The organism is Ruegeria sp. ABM4_193, from assembly GCF_056158705.1.
In genome coordinates this window covers 307,642-328,288 of the sequence record NZ_JBSWTT010000001.1, presented here as the reverse complement: position 1 = coordinate 328,288, position 20,647 = coordinate 307,642, and the positions used below count along the sequence as shown (strand labels likewise).

Annotated in this window: 15 protein-coding genes and 1 pseudogene; 8 read left to right on the top strand and 8 right to left on the bottom strand. The window is 53.5% G+C overall.

Annotated features, from left to right (window positions below; translation table 11 throughout):
• Window positions 1-51: 51 nt before the first annotated feature.
• Window positions 52-1,653: a DUF1963 domain-containing protein gene (locus ACXADZ_RS01575; RefSeq protein ID WP_475192232.1), complete on the bottom strand. Its 1,602-nt coding sequence runs from the start codon at window positions 1,651-1,653 to the stop codon at window positions 52-54.
• 394 nt (window positions 1,654-2,047) lie between these two features.
• On the opposite strand from ACXADZ_RS01575, the gene ACXADZ_RS01570 reads away from it, so the two are divergent.
• Window positions 2,048-2,875: a hypothetical protein gene (locus ACXADZ_RS01570; protein WP_475192231.1), complete on the top strand. Its 828-nt coding sequence runs from the start codon at window positions 2,048-2,050 to the stop codon at window positions 2,873-2,875.
• Between the two features lie 518 nt (window positions 2,876-3,393).
• Here the strand turns inward: ACXADZ_RS01570 and ACXADZ_RS01565 are convergent.
• The 4 genes from ACXADZ_RS01565 to ACXADZ_RS01550 are packed head-to-tail and all read right to left on the bottom strand — an operon-like array spanning window position 3,394 to window position 9,553.
• Window positions 3,394-4,344: an ABC transporter substrate-binding protein gene (locus ACXADZ_RS01565; RefSeq protein ID WP_475192229.1), complete on the bottom strand. Its 951-nt coding sequence runs from the start codon at window positions 4,342-4,344 to the stop codon at window positions 3,394-3,396.
• A gap of 30 nt (window positions 4,345-4,374) precedes the next feature.
• Window positions 4,375-6,177 carry an ABC transporter permease gene (locus tag ACXADZ_RS01560; protein ID WP_475192227.1) on the bottom strand — a complete coding sequence of 601 codons (1,803 nt, stop codon included), beginning with the start codon at window positions 6,175-6,177 and terminating at the stop codon, window positions 4,375-4,377.
• On the bottom strand, window positions 6,174-7,229 hold the full coding sequence (locus tag ACXADZ_RS01555) for a quaternary amine ABC transporter ATP-binding protein (protein ID WP_475192225.1): 1,056 nt from the start codon (window positions 7,227-7,229) through the stop codon (window positions 6,174-6,176). The genes ACXADZ_RS01560 and ACXADZ_RS01555 overlap by 4 nt, the downstream gene beginning before the upstream one ends.
• Entirely contained in the window at window positions 7,226-9,553 is a 2,328-nt protein-coding gene (locus tag ACXADZ_RS01550) for a DUF1989 domain-containing protein (RefSeq protein ID WP_475192223.1), read from the bottom strand. Before ACXADZ_RS01550 ends, ACXADZ_RS01555 begins: the two co-directional genes overlap by 4 nt.
• A gap of 101 nt (window positions 9,554-9,654) precedes the next feature.
• On the opposite strand from ACXADZ_RS01550, the gene ACXADZ_RS01545 reads away from it, so the two are divergent.
• A complete protein-coding gene (locus ACXADZ_RS01545; protein ID WP_475192221.1) occupies window positions 9,655-10,668 on the top strand; it encodes a LacI family DNA-binding transcriptional regulator in 1,014 nt (337 codons plus the stop codon).
• 244 nt (window positions 10,669-10,912) lie between these two features.
• Here ACXADZ_RS01545 and ACXADZ_RS01540 read toward each other — a convergent pair whose 3' ends face one another.
• The 3 genes and pseudogenes from ACXADZ_RS01540 to ACXADZ_RS01530 form a co-directional block, all read right to left on the bottom strand.
• Window positions 10,913-11,419, bottom strand: a complete 507-nt coding sequence (locus ACXADZ_RS01540; RefSeq protein ID WP_371732490.1) for a zinc-binding dehydrogenase — start codon at window positions 11,417-11,419, stop codon at window positions 10,913-10,915.
• Between the two features lie 138 nt (window positions 11,420-11,557).
• Window positions 11,558-11,866, bottom strand: a pseudogene (locus tag ACXADZ_RS01535) (alcohol dehydrogenase catalytic domain-containing protein); the annotation flags it as partial.
• A 135-nt stretch (window positions 11,867-12,001) separates the two neighbouring features.
• Window positions 12,002-12,892 (bottom strand): TauD/TfdA dioxygenase family protein, encoded by an 891-nt coding sequence (locus tag ACXADZ_RS01530; RefSeq protein ID WP_475192219.1) that lies wholly within the window; start codon window positions 12,890-12,892, stop codon window positions 12,002-12,004.
• Between the two features lie 102 nt (window positions 12,893-12,994).
• Between ACXADZ_RS01530 and ACXADZ_RS01525 the strand changes: the two genes are divergently transcribed.
• The 6 genes from ACXADZ_RS01525 to ACXADZ_RS01500 all read left to right on the top strand — a co-directional run bounded on the left by ACXADZ_RS01525 (window position 12,995) and on the right by ACXADZ_RS01500 (window position 20,618).
• Entirely contained in the window at window positions 12,995-13,882 is an 888-nt protein-coding gene (locus tag ACXADZ_RS01525; protein WP_171188494.1) for a LysR family transcriptional regulator, read from the top strand.
• A 229-nt stretch (window positions 13,883-14,111) separates the two neighbouring features.
• Window positions 14,112-15,074: a PLP-dependent cysteine synthase family protein gene (locus ACXADZ_RS01520; protein WP_475192217.1), complete on the top strand. Its 963-nt coding sequence runs from the start codon at window positions 14,112-14,114 to the stop codon at window positions 15,072-15,074.
• A gap of 207 nt (window positions 15,075-15,281) precedes the next feature.
• On the top strand, window positions 15,282-16,028 hold the full coding sequence (locus ACXADZ_RS01515; protein ID WP_475198452.1) for an SDR family NAD(P)-dependent oxidoreductase: 747 nt from the start codon (window positions 15,282-15,284) through the stop codon (window positions 16,026-16,028).
• A gap of 400 nt (window positions 16,029-16,428) precedes the next feature.
• On the top strand, window positions 16,429-17,436 hold the full coding sequence (locus tag ACXADZ_RS01510; protein ID WP_475192215.1) for an ester cyclase: 1,008 nt from the start codon (window positions 16,429-16,431) through the stop codon (window positions 17,434-17,436).
• A 231-nt stretch (window positions 17,437-17,667) separates the two neighbouring features.
• Window positions 17,668-18,777: an HlyD family secretion protein gene (locus ACXADZ_RS01505; RefSeq protein WP_170788048.1), complete on the top strand. Its 1,110-nt coding sequence runs from the start codon at window positions 17,668-17,670 to the stop codon at window positions 18,775-18,777.
• A 494-nt stretch (window positions 18,778-19,271) separates the two neighbouring features.
• Window positions 19,272-20,618: a substrate-binding protein gene (locus tag ACXADZ_RS01500; protein ID WP_050606077.1), complete on the top strand. Its 1,347-nt coding sequence runs from the start codon at window positions 19,272-19,274 to the stop codon at window positions 20,616-20,618.
• Window positions 20,619-20,647: the final 29 nt, after the last annotated feature.

The window sequence follows — 20,647 nt, the reverse complement described above, 5'->3', positions numbered from 1 at the left end:
CTTGCGACGCACTTGCTATTCGACTGACCTGTCCAAGTTTTACGACGGCCTTCAAGTGGCTGATAGGTACATTTCAACTTGATCGTAGTCACCAACGGCCAATGCTTCTTCTGGTATCCAAAACTCAAAAAAACCATCGCCAAACGAGAACCCCAACGAGTTATCGCTGTCGATCTGCAGGAGTTTGACGCCTTCACCCGGCGTAGGGTTAGCCGAGTGATCCTTGGGTCCGCCCACGAAATGGTCAAAATAGGAGAGACTTACCAATTCGGGCCGAAAATCCCGTCGGAACGTCTCAGGCGCATCCATCAAGAGTTCAGGGTCGTCAACCATTGCGTTTTTTAAGTGGCGAAGAACATCAAACATGGATTTGACAAGGGAATTTCGATTGGCTTCGGTATCTTCCGGTGTCGGAGTAAGGCTTAGAAGGATTTCATAAAAGGCATCGATCTGTGGTGCCGACAGCATGGCGTCTGCGGGCATCCCCTCCAGTTCTCGACGTAATCGATCGCAGCCAACGAGCAATTTTGCGGTTCGTCGTTCTATACTGAAATTTCGTGCCTGCTCTTCTGGGTGATTGATCCGGTGCTCTCTTGCGCGCTTCATGACAATGAGGCGTCTTTTTAGTGCCTCCAGATCACTTGGCTTCTTGCTGAAAGGTTGAATACCTCTGGCATGTCCACGTTTGTTCCTCACAATTCGTGCAATCAAGTGCAATGCGATCCGGTTGGACCATGGAAACCTGCCACCGAAGGCTTCGGGGTGTAACATCGGGCCGTCAGATGGGACCAAAGCGCGAATGCCAGAGAGCTCGACCGGTCTTTTTATCAGGCATTTTTGCACCTCACGCTGCACTTTCTTTGCTTCATAAAGCAAATCCAGGTTTTCGTATCCGACGACATTCGGATCATCTGGCAGCCTTGGCGCAACAACAAACCGGGCAGGACAATAAGGGAAAATGCGATCTTCTTGGTATTCGACCAACGAGCAGGACTTCCGGATGTATTTGTTGATTGGGGGTAGATCATCTGGCGGCGCTCGCTCTTCGCCTTCGGCTTCAGAATACAAAACCGCTCCGCCTTCCAAAAGTTCGTCCTCGCCGCATCCCGCAAAGAAATGCAGGAAACCCGTTGACGGTAGTTGGCTGTTGCTGTCCAGCCGCGTTAGGCCCGAACAGTCTATCGAAACTAGAAAGTGCAGAGGTACCTCCATGTCCGAGAGTGGCCACTCGGCATTTGTTGGCAATCTCGGCAGTCCGCCAAATTTGGCATGTATTTCTTTATCAAAAGGTTCCACTAGGGCGAGGAAAGCGCAGTCAATTGAATGCTCTTGAAAGTATTCCTTCGCTTCCTCAACTGAATAGTTGCGCTTTTGTCGGGTCACTGGAGTGGGGGTCTGTTTCGGTCGTGAATCGTACCGAGCTATACTCATAAGCCGTCCAAACACTCTCAAGCTCAGATGTTGGCCCGGCCACGGCTTCAAAAGGACAACCTCCAGAAACCAGGCTGCGAACCGGACCATTGCCCGCCCGACTCGCCGACTAAAAACCAGCAGTAATACCCCAACGGCGAGCAACAAATAGGGAGAGAGGCCAGCCGTGATCAGGCCACTTGCGATTAAGGCACCCAATGCTAAGCAAAAGGCGATGATCAATGTTCGCTTCCGCAAAGTAAGAGTTCTTTAAATCTTTAAAGTTGTGATGAGTTGTGTTCGCAAATAGTTGTGTCAATTATGCGGCACAAAGGCAAAACACCGTCGCCCCATTCAAGACATTCGCGCCTTCGGACCAAATGAACGCTGTTCCCGCCCCGCAATGGCCGGTCCGGATCGCTCCAAACGCTAGGTTTCAATTTCTATCCTCAGATTGTCTTTCAACCACCGCTTTGGCGAAACCCGCTGCCTCCGTTATGTAATCGTTCAGTTCCACTGGGACTCACTCAGGGAAATCAACGCAAAACCAATCGAAATGTGGAGATTAAAACACATCCGTTGAGAAGCATCATCCGGTCGTTGACGACCTCTAAACCGCTTAGGTAGAGACACTGTATTGAGCCGTAGCATAGGGAATGATGTTTTGGATTTTGAGGTGGCGAGTTTTTGGTACGGACAACCGCTCTCTTGCGTGGAGCGTGTCTGTATTCAGTCCTTTCTCGACCATGGCTACACGTATCATCTCTATGTTCTGGATTTGGACATTGATGTCCCGGACGGTGTCATCGTCCATGACGCCCGCGAAATATATGGCGTGGGCAAAACCGACCAGCTTGATGCGTCACGCAAACGCGCCGCGGTGTATTCGGATGTGTTCCGAATCTATCTGATGCAAAAAACCGATTACGTCTGGGTCGATCTGGACATCTATTGCGTAAATCCCCTGCACCTGAAGTCCGATTACCTGTTCGGCCTGATTAGGCGGAACAACTCGATGAACAACTGCGTTCTGCGTCTTCCAAAGGGCTCACTGGCCCTGAAACTTATCATCAACTTCTTGGAATCTGATGTGCCATTTCCGTTTTGGCTCGGGCCGGAACGCACACAGAAACTGGTTGACCGATACCAGGCAGGCGATCGATTCACGCTGTATGACCTTCCCTGGACGACAACCGGCCCCAGTGTCACCCGCTGGGCCCTGAGCGCGACCGGCGAGATCAGTCGCGGCCAGCACTGGCATTTGTATTTTCCGCGCCGCGGTTTTTTGGATCCCGAACGTGGTTTAGACGACTACGAACCCGACTGGGTTCGGTTCCATCATTTCCAGGGCGAAACCAGAAGCAATATGAGGGCGCATTACGGTGGGTTGCCGCCTGAAGGAAGCTACATTGATGTTGTCTGCAAACGTCACGGTATAGACCCTGCGCGATATCCGGTCGTTTAAGCTCCGCTATCACGCCGCTCAGCTTTCGTCATGGGATTTACCCGTTTGACCGTGGGGTGATTGATTTTGCGGATCAATTGTAGATCGAGGGGTCTGTGTTGTGGTTTTCCGACGTTGGTTGCGGGAGCAGGATACCAACGATGTTTGCAGTCTCTGCTCTACAGTACCGCATAGGCGCAATTCACATACTTGCTCAGGTTCTTCTTAGTCGCGTGACAAGTGTAGAGACTATTGCACTTATGCATTATCGTCCGCTTCGCGCTGGCAAACGGACATCCGACCTAAACAGTCAGATGACCGCATCGAGCCCAGAGCAGTCATACGGAAAAATCTCTGTTAGGCGACTACCGGACGCCACCTAACCAGTAATCCAAAAGCACACCCGCAGCTTGGAATAGATCAGCTAGCGGAGCCAAAAATTCCAAAAACCATCGAACAACCAAGCAAGAAAAATGGACCAAAGAAAACTCAGGCCACAGTATCTGCAGCCTGAATCGTGTGCATTTCTGCGGAGTCGATCACCCGTCGATCCAGGACTGTACCGTGTCCTTGTTGTCGGCGATCCAGTCTTCGGCAACTTCACGCGGGTCGCGTTTGTTTTCGAACATTTCGACAATCCAGCCGTTGATCTCATCACCGGTGAACTGAACGTTCGACAGCATTTTCGCGACCGCCGGGTTCCGCTCTTCGAGGGACTTTGAATAGGCTACGTAGATGTCATTGGAGGCGATCACGCAGTTAAACTCGGACACTTCCAGCCAGTCTTCGGCGTCCAGATTGACGTCTTCACAACCATCTGTCCGCGCCGGTTCTTCAACAGCCGTCAGGTCGTATTTCACGTGAATGGCTTCTGGCGTCCAATAGTAGAACAGCTGAGGTTTCTCGGCTGTATAGGCCGCTTCCAGTCCCGCCTTGAAGGTATCTGCGGAGACAATGTTCGGCTCCCAGAGACCATCTAGCCCGTAGGATTTGAACTTGATCTGCCATCGCTTGGTTGATGCCCAGGTTACATCGCCAGCCCAATACTCGCCTTTGCCGTTGCCGTCAGTATCAAACATGGCGGCAACTTCGGGGTTTTTCAGGTCTTCAATGCTTTTGACCGTGTCGGTCATATAGGTAGGCACATAAATGTTGGAGGTGCCTTTGTAGGGCGAGTTGGTCACGACTGTGCCGTTACCTTCGATGTACTCGTCCCAGAGCGCCTGCTGGTTCGGCATCCACAGATCGGTAAACACATCGATCGAGCCGTCGCCCTTGTCCATCCCGGCCATGATCACGGCGGCTTGGTTCATGCCGGAAACTATTTCCGCGTCGCCGCCCATCTGGTCCTCGATGATGGTAGAGAGCACATGGCCGATGGCCTGCGCGCCGTTCCAGCTCAGGTCGGAGAAGGTCACTTTTTCCTGAGCGGTTGCACTGCCTGCAGCCAGAAACGCTGCTAGGGCTATTGATGTTCTAGAGGTGTTCATTGGTCGTTCTCCCTGATTTTTGTAGTCGGTTTAGATGCGGCTGAAGGAGTTGCGGATTCCGCGAAGGATACGGTCGATCATCATCGCAACCAAAGCGATCGCGATCCCCGCCAGAAGGCCTTTACCAGCTTGGGCATCGCCAAGCGCGGCTGTGACTATGGCGCCAAGGCCCTCGGCGCCGATGAAGGCGGAAATTGTGGCCATCGAAAGAGCAAGCATGATGGTTTGGTTCAGGCCTGCCATGATTGAAGGAACAGCCATAGGCAACTCCACTTTGCGCAAGAGCTGCCGTTCGGACGCACCGAACGCGAGGGCCGCTTCCTTGGTGCTTTCGGGAACTTGCCGAATGCCTAGCGCCGTGAGTTTGATCATTGGCGGCATGGCGAACACTACGGTTGCCAGGACTGCAGGTGGCTGTGAAATGCCAAAGAACGCGACCGCCGGGACCAGATAGCTGAGTGAGGGGATGGTCTGCATCACGTCTAGAATTGGTTCAGTGATGAACCGGGCTGCTTTGTTCTTGGCCATCCATATCCCGATAGGAAGTCCGACGAATACACAGACAGCAGTAGAGACGACCACCAGAGCCATGGTTTGCATCGCAATCTGCCAAAGCTCGAACAGGGCAAGAAATGCTAGAGAAGACGCGACGAAGGCGGTAGTTCCCATGCCTGTGTAGGTCCAGCTCAGCACCAAGAAAAGGAAGGCAACCACCGGCCAGGGTGTCTGCATGAATGCCACCTCAACGCGAATCAGCGATTGACGAAGCACATTGGTCATCGCGTCAAAAGCCCCGGCAAAAGACGCGCGCAGCCAGTTAATGGAAATGTCGATGCTCTCTGCAGAATAGGTGAAGAGTGTGACTTTTCGTCCCTCGACCGGCGGTTTGACCTGCGCCACGACTTCGGTGTTCCCATCCTCATCTGTGACACGGCGGTAAGTCACATCTTCTGGCGGATCGAGGCGGGCCAATGTCGGGAAGTCGTCGATGAAGAAGCAATCGAAACGATCCCGCTTTGAAATCGCCAGAAACTCTTCGACTAAATCGGAACTGCGTCCAAGCTCTCGCGCCTCGCTACGGGCAGCGCTGCGGGCGGTGTTTTGTTCAGCTGTGCGATCCGAGATTGCGTCTAGTTGATCAAACCGTGCCTGCGCTGCGGCGGCATCCTCGCGTACGGCGGAACTGAGGGTGGCAACATCCGGCACTTGATACAGCGCCAGAAGGCTCTCCACACTTTCCGTGGCCCTGACCTGATTGAAACACGCCCGTTCATCTAGACGCAGCTGCGTCGCTCGATACGTCGTAATCGGGCTGCAGATCAGGATAATAAGCACGCCGAGACCGAGCCGCTTAGACGAAACGCCCTGGGCGACGGAAGGTTCAATGCGCCAACGGTTGTACTGGCCATAGTACCATCGGTTGGCCTGACTCCCCATCCATAGGCGCCCAAGGATCAGAATGGTCCACCCGATTGTGCCGTAGGTATTGATCCAGTTCGTGTATCGCGGGATCAGCGTCGTGTTCGCATCCGTATCAAGCTGGGCCTCTGCCAGCAAAGGTGTGAACTTCACTACCTGCATCAGGCAGACGACCGCAATTATGTCGATAGCCAACGAGATCCAGAACATCAGCCATACACCACGCCACGCGGACCAGAGCCAAGGGGCAATCACAGCCCATATGTTCATGTGCCAGCGTGGCAATTGTCCCCTTTGGTGAAGCTCGAATATGGGGGCGTAGTAGTCGGCCTTTGTAACGCAGAACGCTTCGATGGAAACGTCGCGCTGTTCGATGTTGCGTTGTTCAGCGCCGGTTTTCGCCTGCGTGCTCATTCGTCCGCGCTCCCCTGAAGTCCGTGCAACAGCGTGTTTTTGTCGACTACACCGACAAGCGCGCCTTCCGCCTTGATGAGGACGGGCAGGTCCGAATGCGTGCTCAGTTCTACCAGCGTATCAAGGTCGTCCTCAGGTACTGCTTCTGGATGCTCCATAGCCATGTCAATCGGCTTGCGCCTAGCCTGATATTCTTCGGGAGACACCATGATCTTGGCGGCGGAAACCAATTTGAGGCGAGATATTCCAGCAACAAAATCAGCAACATAGTCGTCTACGGGGGCAGTTACGATGTCTTCTGCCGTTCCGATTTGGACGATTTCGCCATCCTTCATGATACCGATGCGGTCCCCCATGCGGATTGCCTCATCCAAGTCATGAGTGATGAAAACCGTGGTCTTTTTGAGATTTTCGGACAGACCCAAAAACTCGTCCTGCAGATTGCGGCGAATAAGCGGATCGAGCGCCGAGAACGGCTCATCCATCAGAAGGATCTCAGGATCGGCTGCGAGCGCGCGGGCAAGGCCGACCCTTTGCTGCATGCCGCCGGACAGTTCAGATGGTAGTCGGTCGCCATAGCCATGCAATGACACGGTTTCCAACGCCTGATCCGCAAGCTGGGCGCGATGGTAGGCATCCATCCCGCGCAGCTCCAGAGCAAAGCCGATATTGTCCCGCACAGAGCGGTGTGGCAGCAGCGCCATGTTCTGAAACACCATGCCAATCTTGGTGCCGCGCAATGCGCGCAGAGCATCCTGACGCATTTTGCCGATATCCTCGCCGAGAATGCGGACCGATCCAGCGGTGGGTTCAATCAGGCGATTGATGTGCCTTACCAAAGTGGATTTGCCGGACCCCGAAAGCCCCATGAGACAGAAAACCTCGCCTTCGGCGACCTTGAAGCTTGCATCCTTGACCCCGACCACGGCCTGAAAGCGTTCTAGCACTTCGGCCTTGCCGATGCCCTCAGCACGAATTGCAACCATAGCTTCGTCAGCACGATCGCCGAAGATCTTCCAGACGCCGTCAATTTCGACAACTGCATCACTCATGCGCGCGCCTTCTCTCTTTTGGGGTCGTAAAATGGAATGTCGCGAACAACTGCGGGCAGACGCTTCATGTGACCGTCCAGCTGACCAACTTCCAAAGGCGTGTCAGTCGCAGAAAACTCCACCGACAGGCGCGCCATGGCGATAGCTCGCTCATACATGGGCGAGCGCACTGCAGACGTTACCTGACCCACTGGGCGCTCGCCTGAGAAAACCTGTGCGCCATGGGAAGGAAGGTCATCGCCTTCAAACCACAGACCTCGTAGCACCTTGCGCGGATTGTCTGCATTGCGGGACAGGGCCGCATGGCCGATAAAACTGGCCTTTTTCAAATTGACAGCAAAGCCCAGACCCGCTTCAAAAGCGTCTGTACCGGGCGCAAACTCAGAATTCGCCGCCGCCAGCCCGGCCTCTACGCGCAGGATCTCGAGCGCTGCGGACCCCATTGGCGTAATGCCAAACTCTTCGCCCGCCTCCAGGATCGCACGCCACAGACCCGGCGCGTGCTCCTTTGCGCAGAAAACCTCGTACCCAAGCTCGCCAGTGTATCCGGAACGTGAGAGCATGAAGGGAATGCCATCGCGGTCCTTAACCCGCGCAACGGTGACGCCGAACCACTTGAGGTCATCCACGGAAGGAACGGTCGGTTGTGTGAACGCCAGCTCCCGCATCACATCGCGGGACTTCGGTCCTTGGATTGCAAGGTTTGGTAAGACATTCCCCATGCCATGAATCCGAACCTGTAGCTCTTCACGTTTGGCAATGGCGTCCAACTGGCGTCCGCTTTCTTCAGTCCCGCAGCACCAGCGAAACTGTTCTGGCCCAAGTCGAAACAGCGTACCGTCATCAATGACCTGCCCTGCCTCGTCACACATCAAGGTATAGCTGCCGCGCCAAACGGCCAGCCTTGATACATCGCGGGTCGTTGCCTTTTGCAACAATCGTTCCGCGTCAGGACCAATGACATCGTATTTCCGCAGGCCAGACATGTCCTGAACGGTGACACCCTCGCGACAGGCCCAATACTCCCCGATTGTACCAGTGGACGGGAAACTTACAGGGCTCCAAAGATCCCGAACCGGTGCAAAATGCTTGGTCAGCTTAGACGTTTCCGGCTCAAAGGCGCTCTGTTGGCTGATCGACATCGGCGCGTTTTCCTTCTCGCGATAGGCCACGGCACGACGGATCGGTGCGTCTTTCTTGTAGATGCGCACATGCACGTCGGTGGGGTTCCACCCATTGATCGGGTCAAGGTCGTCGGGACAGGCTGTCGAGGCACAGATTAGCGGCCGCAACGCTTGCAGCACCACGTAATCTCCAGCGCGGGAATGGCTTTCCTCGGTCAGCAGCTGGTGGGAATGATGATCGACCCAGGTGTTCCAGAAAAAGTTGATCGCAGGCCAGGCGGCCCGCTTGCCAATGTCATAGGGCGCAACTGCGTGGGAGATGTTGTCGGAACAATTCAAATGACCGGGAAAGCCGCGTTCTTCATATCCGCGCGCAGTACAGGCCATGCCAAACGCATCGTGTCGGCCACAGGTATCCTGAACGACCCGCATCATTGGGTTAAGATCGCGGTCGAAAAACTTGTCCAGAAGACCGGGGCCGGGATACGCCCCTCGCACCATGGTTCTTGTTGCAGTACTGTCGATCTCCCGCTCGATACCCTTGTAAAGAGTGTCTACCCGCAAAGCGGTGAAGTCCGAACATTGCTGGCCTTCAACGTCGATGATCTGAACGGTTTCGCCTTTGGCGACTTCATACGCGGTGGCGGTTCCTCGGCTCACGGTGAACTCGTCCCGGATCTCACCGAGGGGCGGCGGCAGAAGGTCATCGATTGCAGGCGCGGCGACCGTTTTGGTCACTGTGATCTGCCCGGCCAACGCACCATAAACCAGCGTTTCAATCGGCAATTCGCGCATCACCCAGACAATGCAGTCTGCCTTGGCGCTGAAGACCAGCAAATCGTCAAAATCCAAGTGAGTAACTGCCGCATCTGCAAGAGACTCACCGCCGAGGCCAGCATACCAGCCGAGCAGCGCGCGGTGATCGAATGCGTCGAGGTTCACAAGCCCATTCTGCGTTAACCCAAGCGCGGCGGGCTTAACTTGACCCGTCGCATCAAAGACAAGCAGGGTGGCACCTTGCCTGCTCAAGGGTGTTTCAAGAGACAGCAGGTCCCCGGCCTTTAGGTCAAATCGGCAGGCATCGCGTGGAAACAGAGAGTGCGAATGCAGGGACGCGAGCGATGAGAAGCCGGGGAAGCGGCGGCGCGCGCCGTCGAACCCAATATTGCTGAACTCTCTGAGAACCGGTGTCTGTTGCACCCTGCGCCCCTTCAATCTTAGTGTAACTAGTTTCATTACGAAAAGTACATCGAGTCAACATTTTCTTGTAACTAGTTACAGAACCATCTTACTGTCGCCGTATGTCTCAACCGCCCAGGCCAAAGAAACGAGCGAATCTACGCGATGTTGCGCGCGAAGCCGGTGTTTCGGTGGCAACCGTCTCACGCGTTCTCAACAGCCCCGCCCTAGTACAGGAAGAGACACGAAGGCGCGTGCAACAGACGATTGAAAAACTGGGTTTCGTTCGCAGCGCTGCGGCGCGCGCAATCAATTCCGGACGCACACAAATCCTTGGAGCTCTTGTTCCGACCTTGGACAACGACATCTTCGCGATCACATTGAATGCCATGGAGAACCGGTTGGTCGAACTTGGGTTTTTGCTCGTTGTCGCGACAACCGACGAAGACCCGGAGAAGGAAGCCCGCAAGGCGAAGGAGCTACTGGACAACGGCGTGGAAGGCTTGGTGCTGACAGGAAAATCTCACACCGACGTGCTATACCAGATGCTGGATCGCAGATATGTGCCGGCGGTGGTCATTTCCTGTTTCGACAAAGGGTACCGCTTGCCGACAATCGGCTACGATAACCATAAGGCAGCAGCCTTGGCGTACCAGCATCTCACTTCATGCGGTCACGAAGACATCGTAGTCATCCATGGGCCGACTGAATCCAACGACCGGACTCAGGCACGCCTCGAGGCAATCACCAAATTGCAGGGCGGACAGATACGGCGTGCCGAGGAGACTGAGCTTTCCGTTGCCGGAGGCGCGCAAGCTGTTCGAAATTTGCTGGACCAAGGGGCAGATTGCGATGCCCTACTTTGCCTTTCCGATGTCATGGCGTTCGGTGCGCTGAATGAATTGATCCGCGCGGGCATATCCGTTCCCGAAGACCTCTCCGTAATGGGCATCCAAGACCTCCCCGCCGCCGCAGAAACCTATCCACGACTGACGACGGTACATCTGCCGGTGCAGCAAATGGGAAGGCAGGCAGCAGAAGGCATTGCGCGCTGGGTTGTCAATCATGAACGCCCGCGTCCGATAGAAGTTCAATCGACTCTTGTGAACAGGGAAACGGTGGCAAGGAAGGGATGACCGGTTTTGATTGGGAGGACTTGAAGAGCGTAGGTCCTTCACGGAATTAAGCTTGTTTACCAAGCGACCGCTTTGTCCGCATTGCAGTCATTGAGCGGAATTGAGTGAACGTCTGCATTGAGCCCAAAGCGGCCGTTTATTGCGTTACCCTGAACAGCCAGTTTGCGCGAGCAACTGAATTTGCATAGGGGCGCAAAATGATAAACAGAATGACTGTTAAAAAACTGTCAGGCGTTTGGGCTGATCAAGGCTGAAACCTTGTGATTACAGCGGTTCCTGGGGAAGTCGGTCCGCTCATTGCCCGAAGTTCACTACTTGCCTCCTCCAAGCGGACCTCCCTAGCCACCATTGGTTGGATGTCGACGTTACCACGTTCAATCATTCCCAGAAGGCGCGGGTATTTCCATGAAGGCATACCACGAGTGCCGAAAAACGAGAGTTGTTTGGAATAGATTGCGCGCATGTTCACCTGCATCTGGCCGTCTCTCGACGGCATACCAATTTGCACGTGTCGACCAAGGGTGGCGAGACACTCTAAGGATGCGTTCGTCGTTGTTTCGATGCCCAGTGCTTCTACGGAAACCTGTGCTCCTCCATCCGTTATATCTCGGATCGCTGCCGCGGCGTCTTGTTTGCTTGCATTTACTGTGGCGTCTGCGCCAATGAGCTTTGCATGCTCAAGTTTCTCTTCAACCACATCCACTACGACAACTCGGCATCCAAGCATTTTTGCCAATAGAAGAACGGACAAGCCAATCCCTCCTGTTCCGTGGACAGCCACCCATTCACCAGCTGCGACATCTGCACGGTCAGTCAAAGCATGCCAAGCCGTGGTTACACGACACCCGAGCCCTGCTGCTAAGGCAGGAGACAGCGTCTCTGGCAAGTGAACCAAGTTGTGGTCAAAAGGCACGGCAACGTATTCTGCGTAAGCACCTGGCGTTCCAAATCCAGGAACGATTTGGTTAGCACAAGTGTTTGATACGCCTGTTTGGCAAGCGTTGCAGCTGCCGCACCCCAAGATGAATGGCGCTATAAGGCGGTCACCAACACTGTGCTTCGCTTGAGGCCCTGCCTCTACTACAATTCCACAATATTCGTGCCCTAAGATGGAGCCATTTTGAACTTTGGGGTGTGCGCCAGACCATCCATGATAATCTGAGCGGCATACGCCACAGGCAGCAACCTCCAGGACCACTCCATTGTCTGGGCAGGTTGGATCTGGGACCGTCTCAATCGAAAGGTCTTCACAAAACTCTCTTACGACTGCAGCTCGCACTTAGCGCTCCTAAAGATCTGGTTTCTTTGATCGAGCAATTCGGTTCGGTCGAGTTTAAACAGGTCTATCGCCTTTCACGGTCACACGTCGCCCTTTTCGCTCTGCGGGCCAATAGTCCCAGATCGCACGATGCATACAGCACCGGTTGTCCCAAAAGGCCATGTCGTTAAGCGACCACCTGAACCGAATTTGATAGTTGATCTGTTCCGCATGCTCAAAAAGCAAGTTGAGGATCGCGTCGCTTTCCTTTTCCGACAAGCCCAAAATCTTTGTTGTAAATGTTCGATTCACAAACAGCGATTTCCGGCCCGTTTCCGGATGAGTCCTAACGATCGGATGAACTGCTTCGGGACAGTCAATTTCGTTGTCTTTTTGCCCGCGGTCGCTATAGCGGCCTTTGTAGATGTGCTCGGAACTATGAAGTGCAGATAACCCGCTGATCATATCTTTTATCGGTTCGGAAAGATCATCGTAGGCCGCATACATATCACTGAACATGGTGTCCCCGCCGCAGGTTGGAGCGATATGGATTTGTAGCATGGTTCCAAGGGGCGGTATCTCATCGCAAGAGACGTCAGAGTGCCAGAACTCACCGTTTGCCACCTTGGAATTCTTTGTTGCATGGATTTCGAAAATCTCCGGATACCCGTCCATCGTTGGAGCTGCGGGGTGTGCGTGAAGCGGCCCAAAGCGTTTCCCAAATTCAATGTGCAGCGCAGGTGGTATTTCCTTTTGCTCTTTGAAAAATAGCACTTGGTAGGTGTGAAAAGCGTCGCAGATCTCCGCAAACTGGTTGTCAGGCACAGGCCGGCTTAGGTCGACTCCGTAGATCTCAGCCCCGAGGTTTGGAGCGAAGGGTTTGGCGACTATGGAAGTATAGGCGTTGGATTTGGGAGCAACCATAAGCACCTCTGGGTTTGGTTTCATAAGGCGTGCTGTGCGCATGGTACACATCAACAAAAATGAACAAAAACGAAAAATCTTTGACTAATTAGTGAAATTATTTCACATTTGGATCACGGTTTAAGCGGTAGCGAGGTTATCGGAATGAGCATTCGGTCACTGCGAACTCTAATCGCAGTTCATCGACATGGTAGCTTTCGTGCCGCGTCAGAGGCGGAGCATCTAACTCCGTCGGCGGTCAGTCACCAGATGCGGAATCTGGAGGTCGCGTTGGGGCTCGATTTATTTGACCGATCAGCCAAGTCGCCCAAACTTACTCATACCGGGCTAACGTTCGTCGGAGAGGCTGCTGCGGTGGTGGCTGCATATGACGGTTTGGCGGAAAGGGTGAAGTCGAACAATGAACTCTCTGGTGAGATAACTTTGGGCGCCGTTCCAACGACCCTGACTGGACTAGTGCCGATTGCGTTAGCGAGGCTAAAATCCGAGCATCCAGATATCCGTGTGAGAATTGTTCCAGGTTTGACCAATCAGCTTTTGCTCCAGTTAGACCGCGGGCAGGTTCAAGCGGCTATCATTTCCCGACCAGACGTTCTGCCAAACACGTTGGAATTCTCTGAAATCGTATCCGAAAAATTAGTCCTGCTTGTCTCGGAAAACACCCCAGATTTACCTTCGAGAGAACTGCTTGGTGAGTCACCGTTTATTCGTTTTACGCGTGATGCGGTTGTAGGAAGGCAAATCGAGACTTGGCTGCAAAGAAAGGGCATTGAAGTCAAAGACGCCATGGAACTAGAGAGCCTTGAAGCAATCTCAAGTATGGTGGCCGCTGAACTTGGCGTATCAATCATACCAGACAGCCGCTTAACTGCATATGACCACTTGCGGCTCAAAAGGATTTCCCTTGAACAGAACGGACCTAAGCGCATTGTTGGCCTGGCAAGTATGACGGCGTCGCCTCACACCAAAATGATCGAGGCAGTTACGGCGGCGCTATTGGAAGCAGCAGATAGCCAGCGGGTTTATCTGTGAGTTGGCACTCCAATAGATATCTACAAGAAATTATTTTCCACTCAAACAACCGAGACTGGAAATCAGTTTTGAACCGGTCTCTAACGCCAAACCTGATTGCCGCGATAGGCTGTGTCGTCTACAGAGCAGCCTCCCGTTACTTTTTGCTGGAAGAGCGCCAGGCGCCCATGTTGCAAAACTCTGCATTGTCTACCAAAGTTCGCTTCGAAACAGAGTTGGGGCTCTTAAAATGACTGGTACAGTTTGTTCCATTCTCGGAGCAATTGGAAACACACCTTTGGTATGTCTTGATCGGCTGGTAAAGCATTATGGTTGCGAGGGAAAAATTTTAGCCAAGCTCGATTACTTGAACCCCGGATTCTCCAAAAAAGACCGCGCGGCGCTCGGTGTCATTGAAGCAGCTGAGGCCAATGGCACGTTGGAGCAAGGGCAGACAATCGTTGAGCTGACAAGTGGCAATATGGGCACCGGCCTTGCCATCGTCTGCAGTATCAAGGGCTACCCATTCGTTGCTGTCATGTCCAAGGGCAACTCGCCTGAGCGCGCACAAATGATGCAGGCTCTTGGTGCTGAAGTCGTGTTGGTAGATCAAATGCCGGGAAGTCGCACTGGGGAAGTATCAGGCGCTGACCTCGCAGAGGTTGATCGCGTGGCTACAAAACTGACGATTGAACGCAACGCATTTCGAGCTGACCAATTCCAACGAGCAGGTAATCCGAGTGCTCATGAACATACGACTGGCCCAGAACTCTGGGAACAGTCCGGCGGCAACATCGATGCATTCTGTGATTTTGTCGGATCGGGTGGCACTTTGGCTGGGACGTCCAAGTACCTGCGATCGCGAAATTCAGAGATCAAATGCTATCCAATTGAGCCTGAAGGCGCTGCCGTGATCGCGGGTCAGGAAGTGACAAGCCCCGAACATCCCATTCAGGGAGGAGGGTATGTTATGGGTGATCTCGATTTCCTTCGAGGTTTCGTGTGGGATGGGTTTCTTCAAATTGATGGCCACACCGCGCGTAAGACCTGTCGCGATCTGGCGCGCTTCGAAGGCATTTTCGCTGGGTTTTCTGCCGGCGCTAACGTGGCGGGTGCTGTCGAGCTACTAAAAGGCCCTCACAAAGGCCAGACCGTTTCCGTGATCATTTGCGACTCCGGGCTGAAGTACCTTTCTACAGATCTTTTCACGTAGAACTGCCCTTTGACTTAGGGTGCTAAACGTCTGCTTCGTCCGCACAGCAGACATTCACTGAAATCTGCTGAACGGCCGCACCGACCGCATTCTACCCGACGCTGAGAGGTGCACGAGAGGCAGCTATTGCCAACGGGTCATCGAATCGTGAGAACCACAGCGGGAAAAAGAGTATGTTGTTTTGGGGGGGTGATTAAGGTGATTAAAATGCCGCAGAAAATAGCGATTGTTACAGGTGCAGCGAGAGGCATTGGACTTGCCACTGCACGCTTGTTGGTCAGTCAGGGAGCAGGCGTTGCGCTGGTGGATCGCGATACTGAGGAGCTTGCCAAGGCTGCCGAAAACCTAGGCCTCGCGCTGCCCTATGACGTGTCTGTTCCTGATCAAGTCGAGCAGATGGTTAACGATACGCTAAAGCACTTTGGCCGGATTGACACGCTCGTTAACAACGCCGGAGTTGCAGATTTTGGGCCAATTGAAGGCACCACCTTTGAGCGTTGGCGGCGCGTCATGGAAACTAATCTCGATGGGGTCTTTCTTTGCTCGCAAGCGGCGACACCAGCATTGCGGACTTCGAAAGGGTCGATCGTTAATATTGCGTCAATCTCAGGTTTACGCGCTTCGACGCTACGCGTCGCTTATGGCACGTCTAAAGCTGCCGTTATGCACTTAACTCAGCAGCAAGCCAGCGAGCTGGGTGAATACGGAATCCGGGTCAACTGCGTTTGTCCCGGCCCCGTGCGCACAAAGCTCGCGATGGCTGTCCATTCGCAAGAGATCATAGATGCGTATCATGATGCTATACCCTTGAACCGCTACGGCTCAGAAGACGAAATTGCGCGGGTAATTGCCTTTCTAACATCTGATGATGCGAGCTATGTGACAGGACAGATAATCTCTGTCGACGGTGGATTCCAAAGCACCGGAATTGGTCTCCCAGCCTTGCGTCAATAGACATCAGCTTTGAGAACCAGGCATTCATGTGGAGATGCCGAGCGGCGCTTTGTCCGCATCCTGTGAATTCGCAGACGTCGAGATTTTGCATTTGCAGCGAATGGCAGGTTCGACGGGTCGCGCCGCAGCAGGTTGACCAGTTGGTGAATGTCCGGAATGGGCCGTACACGAAGAGCCATCGCAGCTCGCGATTGTAAATCTTGCGCGGACCCGGAGGTCGGCTGTGAGCTCATACCTACCATTGTCTGCCGACAAATCATGCAACAACTACGGCCCACAAACGGACTTCGGTTATGAAACTCAATATAGGAGCGCTAGCCAAGTCGGGTCGAGATCAACTAAGTCTCAATGAGCGAATCCTCGCATTGAACTCGACACAACACTGCACCAGCCCGAAGCCATGAGTATCCACGACACAAACAAGCATCATTTCGGTGCATTGCGCGCTGCCCTCTACGACATTGACCCAACTGATCTGCAGCAGATCATCAGCGAAGCCTTTGCACCCGACGCCAAGATCGACCTCTGCTTTCCGTTTGAGACGCTCAGCGGTCCTGAGGCCCTGTTCGAAACTGTCTATGCGCCGCTGCTGCGTGCGATGCCAGACATGGAGCGACGCGACTTCATCTTCATGGCCGGCCGTCGATGGGGTGACGGAAAATCGGGCAACTGGATTGGTTTGGGTGGCAATATTGTTGGGCGTTTTGATGCGCCTTGGCTTGGTATCCCGCCGACCGGCCGTCCTGTGTTCATGCGGTATCATGAGTACTATCGCCTCGAGGCCGGGAAGGTTGTCGAGATGAGTGGGCTATGGGACATTCCGCAGCTCATGGTCCAAGCCGGAGCTTGGCCGTTTGCACCTCAGACCGGAGTGGAATGGATGTGTCCGGGCCCTGCTGACGGTGGTGGGATCAAGACAAGGCCCCATCAGACGGATGCAGGGAACGCTTCGGTTCAGCTTGTCTGGGACATGCTTCACGATTTGCAGCGTGGGAATGCTGACGATCCGCTTGGCGATACCGCAAGCTACTGGCATCCGAAATGTCTTTGGTACGGGCCAACAGGGTTGGGGACAGGTCGGCGTCCGCGAGGATTTCAGGATGTTGTATTGAAGGGTTTTCGTACTGGCCTGAGCGACAATAAGCGATTTCTGAACGAAGGCGTCTTTTTCGGCGAAGGCGATCTGGTCGCCTTTACAGGCTGGCCTTCGGGCGAAGGTACCCATTCAGGCGATGGCTTTCTAGGGCTTGCACCAACGGGAAAGAGGTTCACACGCCGAAGCTTGGATTTCTGGCGATGCGCAAATGGTGTGATCAGGGAGAACTGGGTGCTCGTCGACCTTCTACACATCTATGACCAGCTCGGCGTTGATGTGTTCGCCCGCATGCAAGACTTCATTGCGAAGTAGATGAGACAGGCCAACGGCAGCTAAGTCCGCGATGCGGTCCTTCACGAATTTTCGACGAATGTCTGCAATGAGCCCAAAGCGGATTGTCAAAATTCTTAACCCGTATGGACGACGAGCTGACTGTGGGCATCGGAAAATCGCATAGTATTGCGAGCGTGCTACGGCCTATCTCTAGATTTTTGTCGCTTCCTTAATGCTATAGTGAATTTGCTTGGTTCCGGAGGTTGGTTGATGCTCATCGTCTTAAGTCTTTACTTCGGCTTGATTTGGTTGGTTTTTTCTAAACTCAAATGGCTTCCGTGGAACGCTTTCTGGAAAACAGTTATCTATGGTGGCGCTGCAGTAATTGCCCTTGTGGTCTTGGGAGCTCTCAACCACACAACACCGACAGGGCCAGTTTCAGTTCAAGGAATTGAGACAAACATCGCACCTAACGTATCCGGAACGGTTGTCGAGGTGGCTGTCGAGGCCAATCAATCCGTTAATGAGGGTGATCTACTCTTCAAAATTGATCCTGAGGTTTTTGCTGCTGAAGTGTCACGTCTCGAGGCCTCTCTTGAAACGGCTAAGTCTTCGGCTGACCAGTTACTGACTGATCTCACCGCAGCCGAGGCAGAAATCGAGTCTTTGAATGTTCAGCTTCTCTTTGGGCAGCAGAGGCGCGACGACATCATCCAATTGGAAGAGCGAGGCGCATCGACAACTTTTCAACTCCAAGAAGCCGTTGCTACGATTGATCAATTGACCGCGAATATCCGAGCAGCCGAAGCGCGCAAAAAGGGACTGGAGCGTCGAATTTCCGCTACGATTGACGGCCGAGACGCCGCAGTTGTGGAAGCTGAAATGGCGCTCGAGCAGGCCAGATGGAGCCTTGAAGAGACAGAGGTTCATTCACCCGGAAATGGCGTTGTTTCTGCTGTTACACTACGGCCTGGAAACCGCGCCACCACGTTTCAAGGTGCGATAACATTTATTGATCCGTCGGATTTTGCAATTGTAGCCTCCCTTCCACAATCGAGCCGCCAAAACGTAAACATCGGAGACGAGATTAGGTTGGCACTGCGGACACAGCCTGGCACAGAGCTCTCTGGCATCATTGTTGCTTTACCGGTGGGATCCGCCGAGGGGACACTCGATCTGCGCGCGGGGCTTCCTTCAATACGAGAGCTGGCCGGTATCTCTAGCTACCCAGTGCTGATCGAGTTATCTGAGGTTTCCGATTTGGAAGATCTTCCTTTTGGTACATCAGGAACAGCATTGGTAATGACTGAAAAAGCAGGCGCAATCGGGGTTCTTGCCGAAATCCTATTCTGGGTAACTAAACAGCTGAATTATTTGTAGCCTTTGGACGTAGTTCAACTGCCCCATTCCCTTTTTCATGTTCGGCTTCGTTCGAACAGCAGACATTCGCTCAAACTCTAAGAGCGACCGCTTCGAGCCCAAAGCTAACAAATGGTAAAACAGGCTCCCTTGCACGCGGACACCTAATATCCGAGAACACCTAGTGTCAAATTGGAACTAGAATTGCTGGTCCGCACTAGCGATTTAACCTCAGCGTTTGCCCACTAACGCGTGCGATACCATTCACAACAAAAGTATTGGGTTTAGCATTTTGCACTTAACTATATGGAACGTGGAGAATTTAAACTTCTAGGTCGCAAAATGTTTACAAGAGTAGGTAAAATTAGTAAAAAAATTAACAAAATTTTGTTTCAAATCCAGTAAGTTGTTGTGAAATTTTCTATCGGCTTCCCATTATTGATTTGCACATAAGTGCGCTTTCGTCTGCTGGAAGAGGAGCCAAATGACGAAAGAAAGGGAAATGGGAGGAATTAATGACCACTAAATCTGTCACACGCCGCGGCGTGTTGAAGTCTGGTGCCGTCGCAGGTACCGGTCTGGCCCTGCCTACGATCTTCACGGCTTCGTCGGCTGCTGCTTACACCAACGAACCTACCGGAGGGTCCGTAACCCTGGGCTTCAACGTTCCCCAGACAGGGCCGTATGCTGAAGAGGGCAATGACGAGCTACTTGCGCAACAGTTGGCCGTCGAACATCTCAATGGAGAGGGAGATGGGGGTTGCTTGAACACCTTCACCTCGAAAGCACTGAAAGGCAACGGTATCCTCGGCAAAAAGGTCGAGTTCGTCACAGGCGACACGCAGACGAAATCAGACGCTGCACGTGCATCGGCGAAGTCGATGATCGAAAAAGACGGTGCCATCATGATCAACGGCGGCTCGTCATCCGGCGTGGCCGTTGCTGTGCAGGGTCTCTGCCAAGAAGCAGGCGTGATCTTCATGGCAGGCCTGACCCACGCCAACGACACGACTGGCAAAGACAAGAAGGCTAATGGTTTCCGCCATTTCTTCAACGCCTACATGTCGGGAGCAGCGCTCGCGCCGGTGCTGGCGGCCGAGATGGGCAAAGAGCGCCGTGCCTATCACCTGACAGCTGACTACAACTGGGGTTGGACGCAGGAGGAGTCGATTGTTGCTTCGACCGAAGCCTTGGGATGGGAAACTGTCAACACCGTCAAAACACCGCTCGCCTCGACGGACTTCTCTTCCTACATTACTCCGGTATTGAACTCAGGTGCTGATGTTCTGGTTCTGAACCACTACGGCGGCAACATGGTGAACTCACTCACCAACGCAATTCAGTTCGGCTTGCTCGACAAAGTGGCCAACGGCAAGGATTTCAAGATCGTCGTTCCGTTGTATTCGGAACTGATGGCCGCTGGTGCGGGTGAGAACATCAAGGGCGTGCTGGGTTCCATGAACTGGAATTGGCAGCTTCAAGATGAGGGCACCAAGGCTTTTGTTAAGTCCTTTGGTGAAAAGTACGGCAAACCGCCGTCCAACTCTGCACAGACTTGCTATGCACAAGTTCTGCTTTACGCTGATGCCTGCGAGCGTGCTGGTACATTCAACCCATGCGGCGTTGTTGAAGCTTTAGAAGACTTCGAGTTCGACGGTTTAGGCAACGGTCCGACCTGGTATCGCGGCGCCGACCACCAGTGCTTCAAAGACGTGTTGGTTGTTCGTGGCAACGAAAACCCGACCAATGCCTACGACACTCTGGAAATCGTCGAGATCACACCGCGTGCGCAGGTCGAATACGACCCCGAGCATCCGATGTTTTCGGGTGGATCACTGGGTGAGTGTAATCCAGGCGCGTAAGTCCGCGTGTCTAAGTCTGGCCATCAAAG

Excerpts from the sequence above, each read along its gene's own strand:
- ACXADZ_RS01545 (WP_475192221.1), top strand. The coding sequence starts at position 9,655 with ATGTCTCAACCGCCCAGGCCAAAGAAACGAGCGAATCTACGCGATGTT.
- ACXADZ_RS01515 (WP_475198452.1), top strand. The coding sequence starts at position 15,282 with ATGCCGCAGAAAATAGCGATTGTTACAGGTGCAGCGAGAGGCATTGGA.
- ACXADZ_RS01555 (WP_475192225.1), bottom strand. The coding sequence starts at position 7,229 with ATGAGTGATGCAGTTGTCGAAATTGACGGCGTCTGGAAGATCTTCGGC.
- ACXADZ_RS01560 (WP_475192227.1), bottom strand. The coding sequence starts at position 6,177 with ATGAGCACGCAGGCGAAAACCGGCGCTGAACAACGCAACATCGAACAG.
- ACXADZ_RS01525 (WP_171188494.1), top strand. The coding sequence starts at position 12,995 with ATGAGCATTCGGTCACTGCGAACTCTAATCGCAGTTCATCGACATGGT.
- ACXADZ_RS01500 (WP_050606077.1), top strand. The coding sequence starts at position 19,272 with ATGACCACTAAATCTGTCACACGCCGCGGCGTGTTGAAGTCTGGTGCC.
- ACXADZ_RS01505 (WP_170788048.1), top strand. The coding sequence starts at position 17,668 with ATGCTCATCGTCTTAAGTCTTTACTTCGGCTTGATTTGGTTGGTTTTT.
- ACXADZ_RS01510 (WP_475192215.1), top strand. The coding sequence starts at position 16,429 with ATGAGTATCCACGACACAAACAAGCATCATTTCGGTGCATTGCGCGCT.
- ACXADZ_RS01565 (WP_475192229.1), bottom strand. The coding sequence starts at position 4,344 with ATGAACACCTCTAGAACATCAATAGCCCTAGCAGCGTTTCTGGCTGCA.
- ACXADZ_RS01520 (WP_475192217.1), top strand. The coding sequence starts at position 14,112 with ATGACTGGTACAGTTTGTTCCATTCTCGGAGCAATTGGAAACACACCT.
- ACXADZ_RS01530 (WP_475192219.1), bottom strand. The coding sequence starts at position 12,892 with ATGCGCACAGCACGCCTTATGAAACCAAACCCAGAGGTGCTTATGGTT.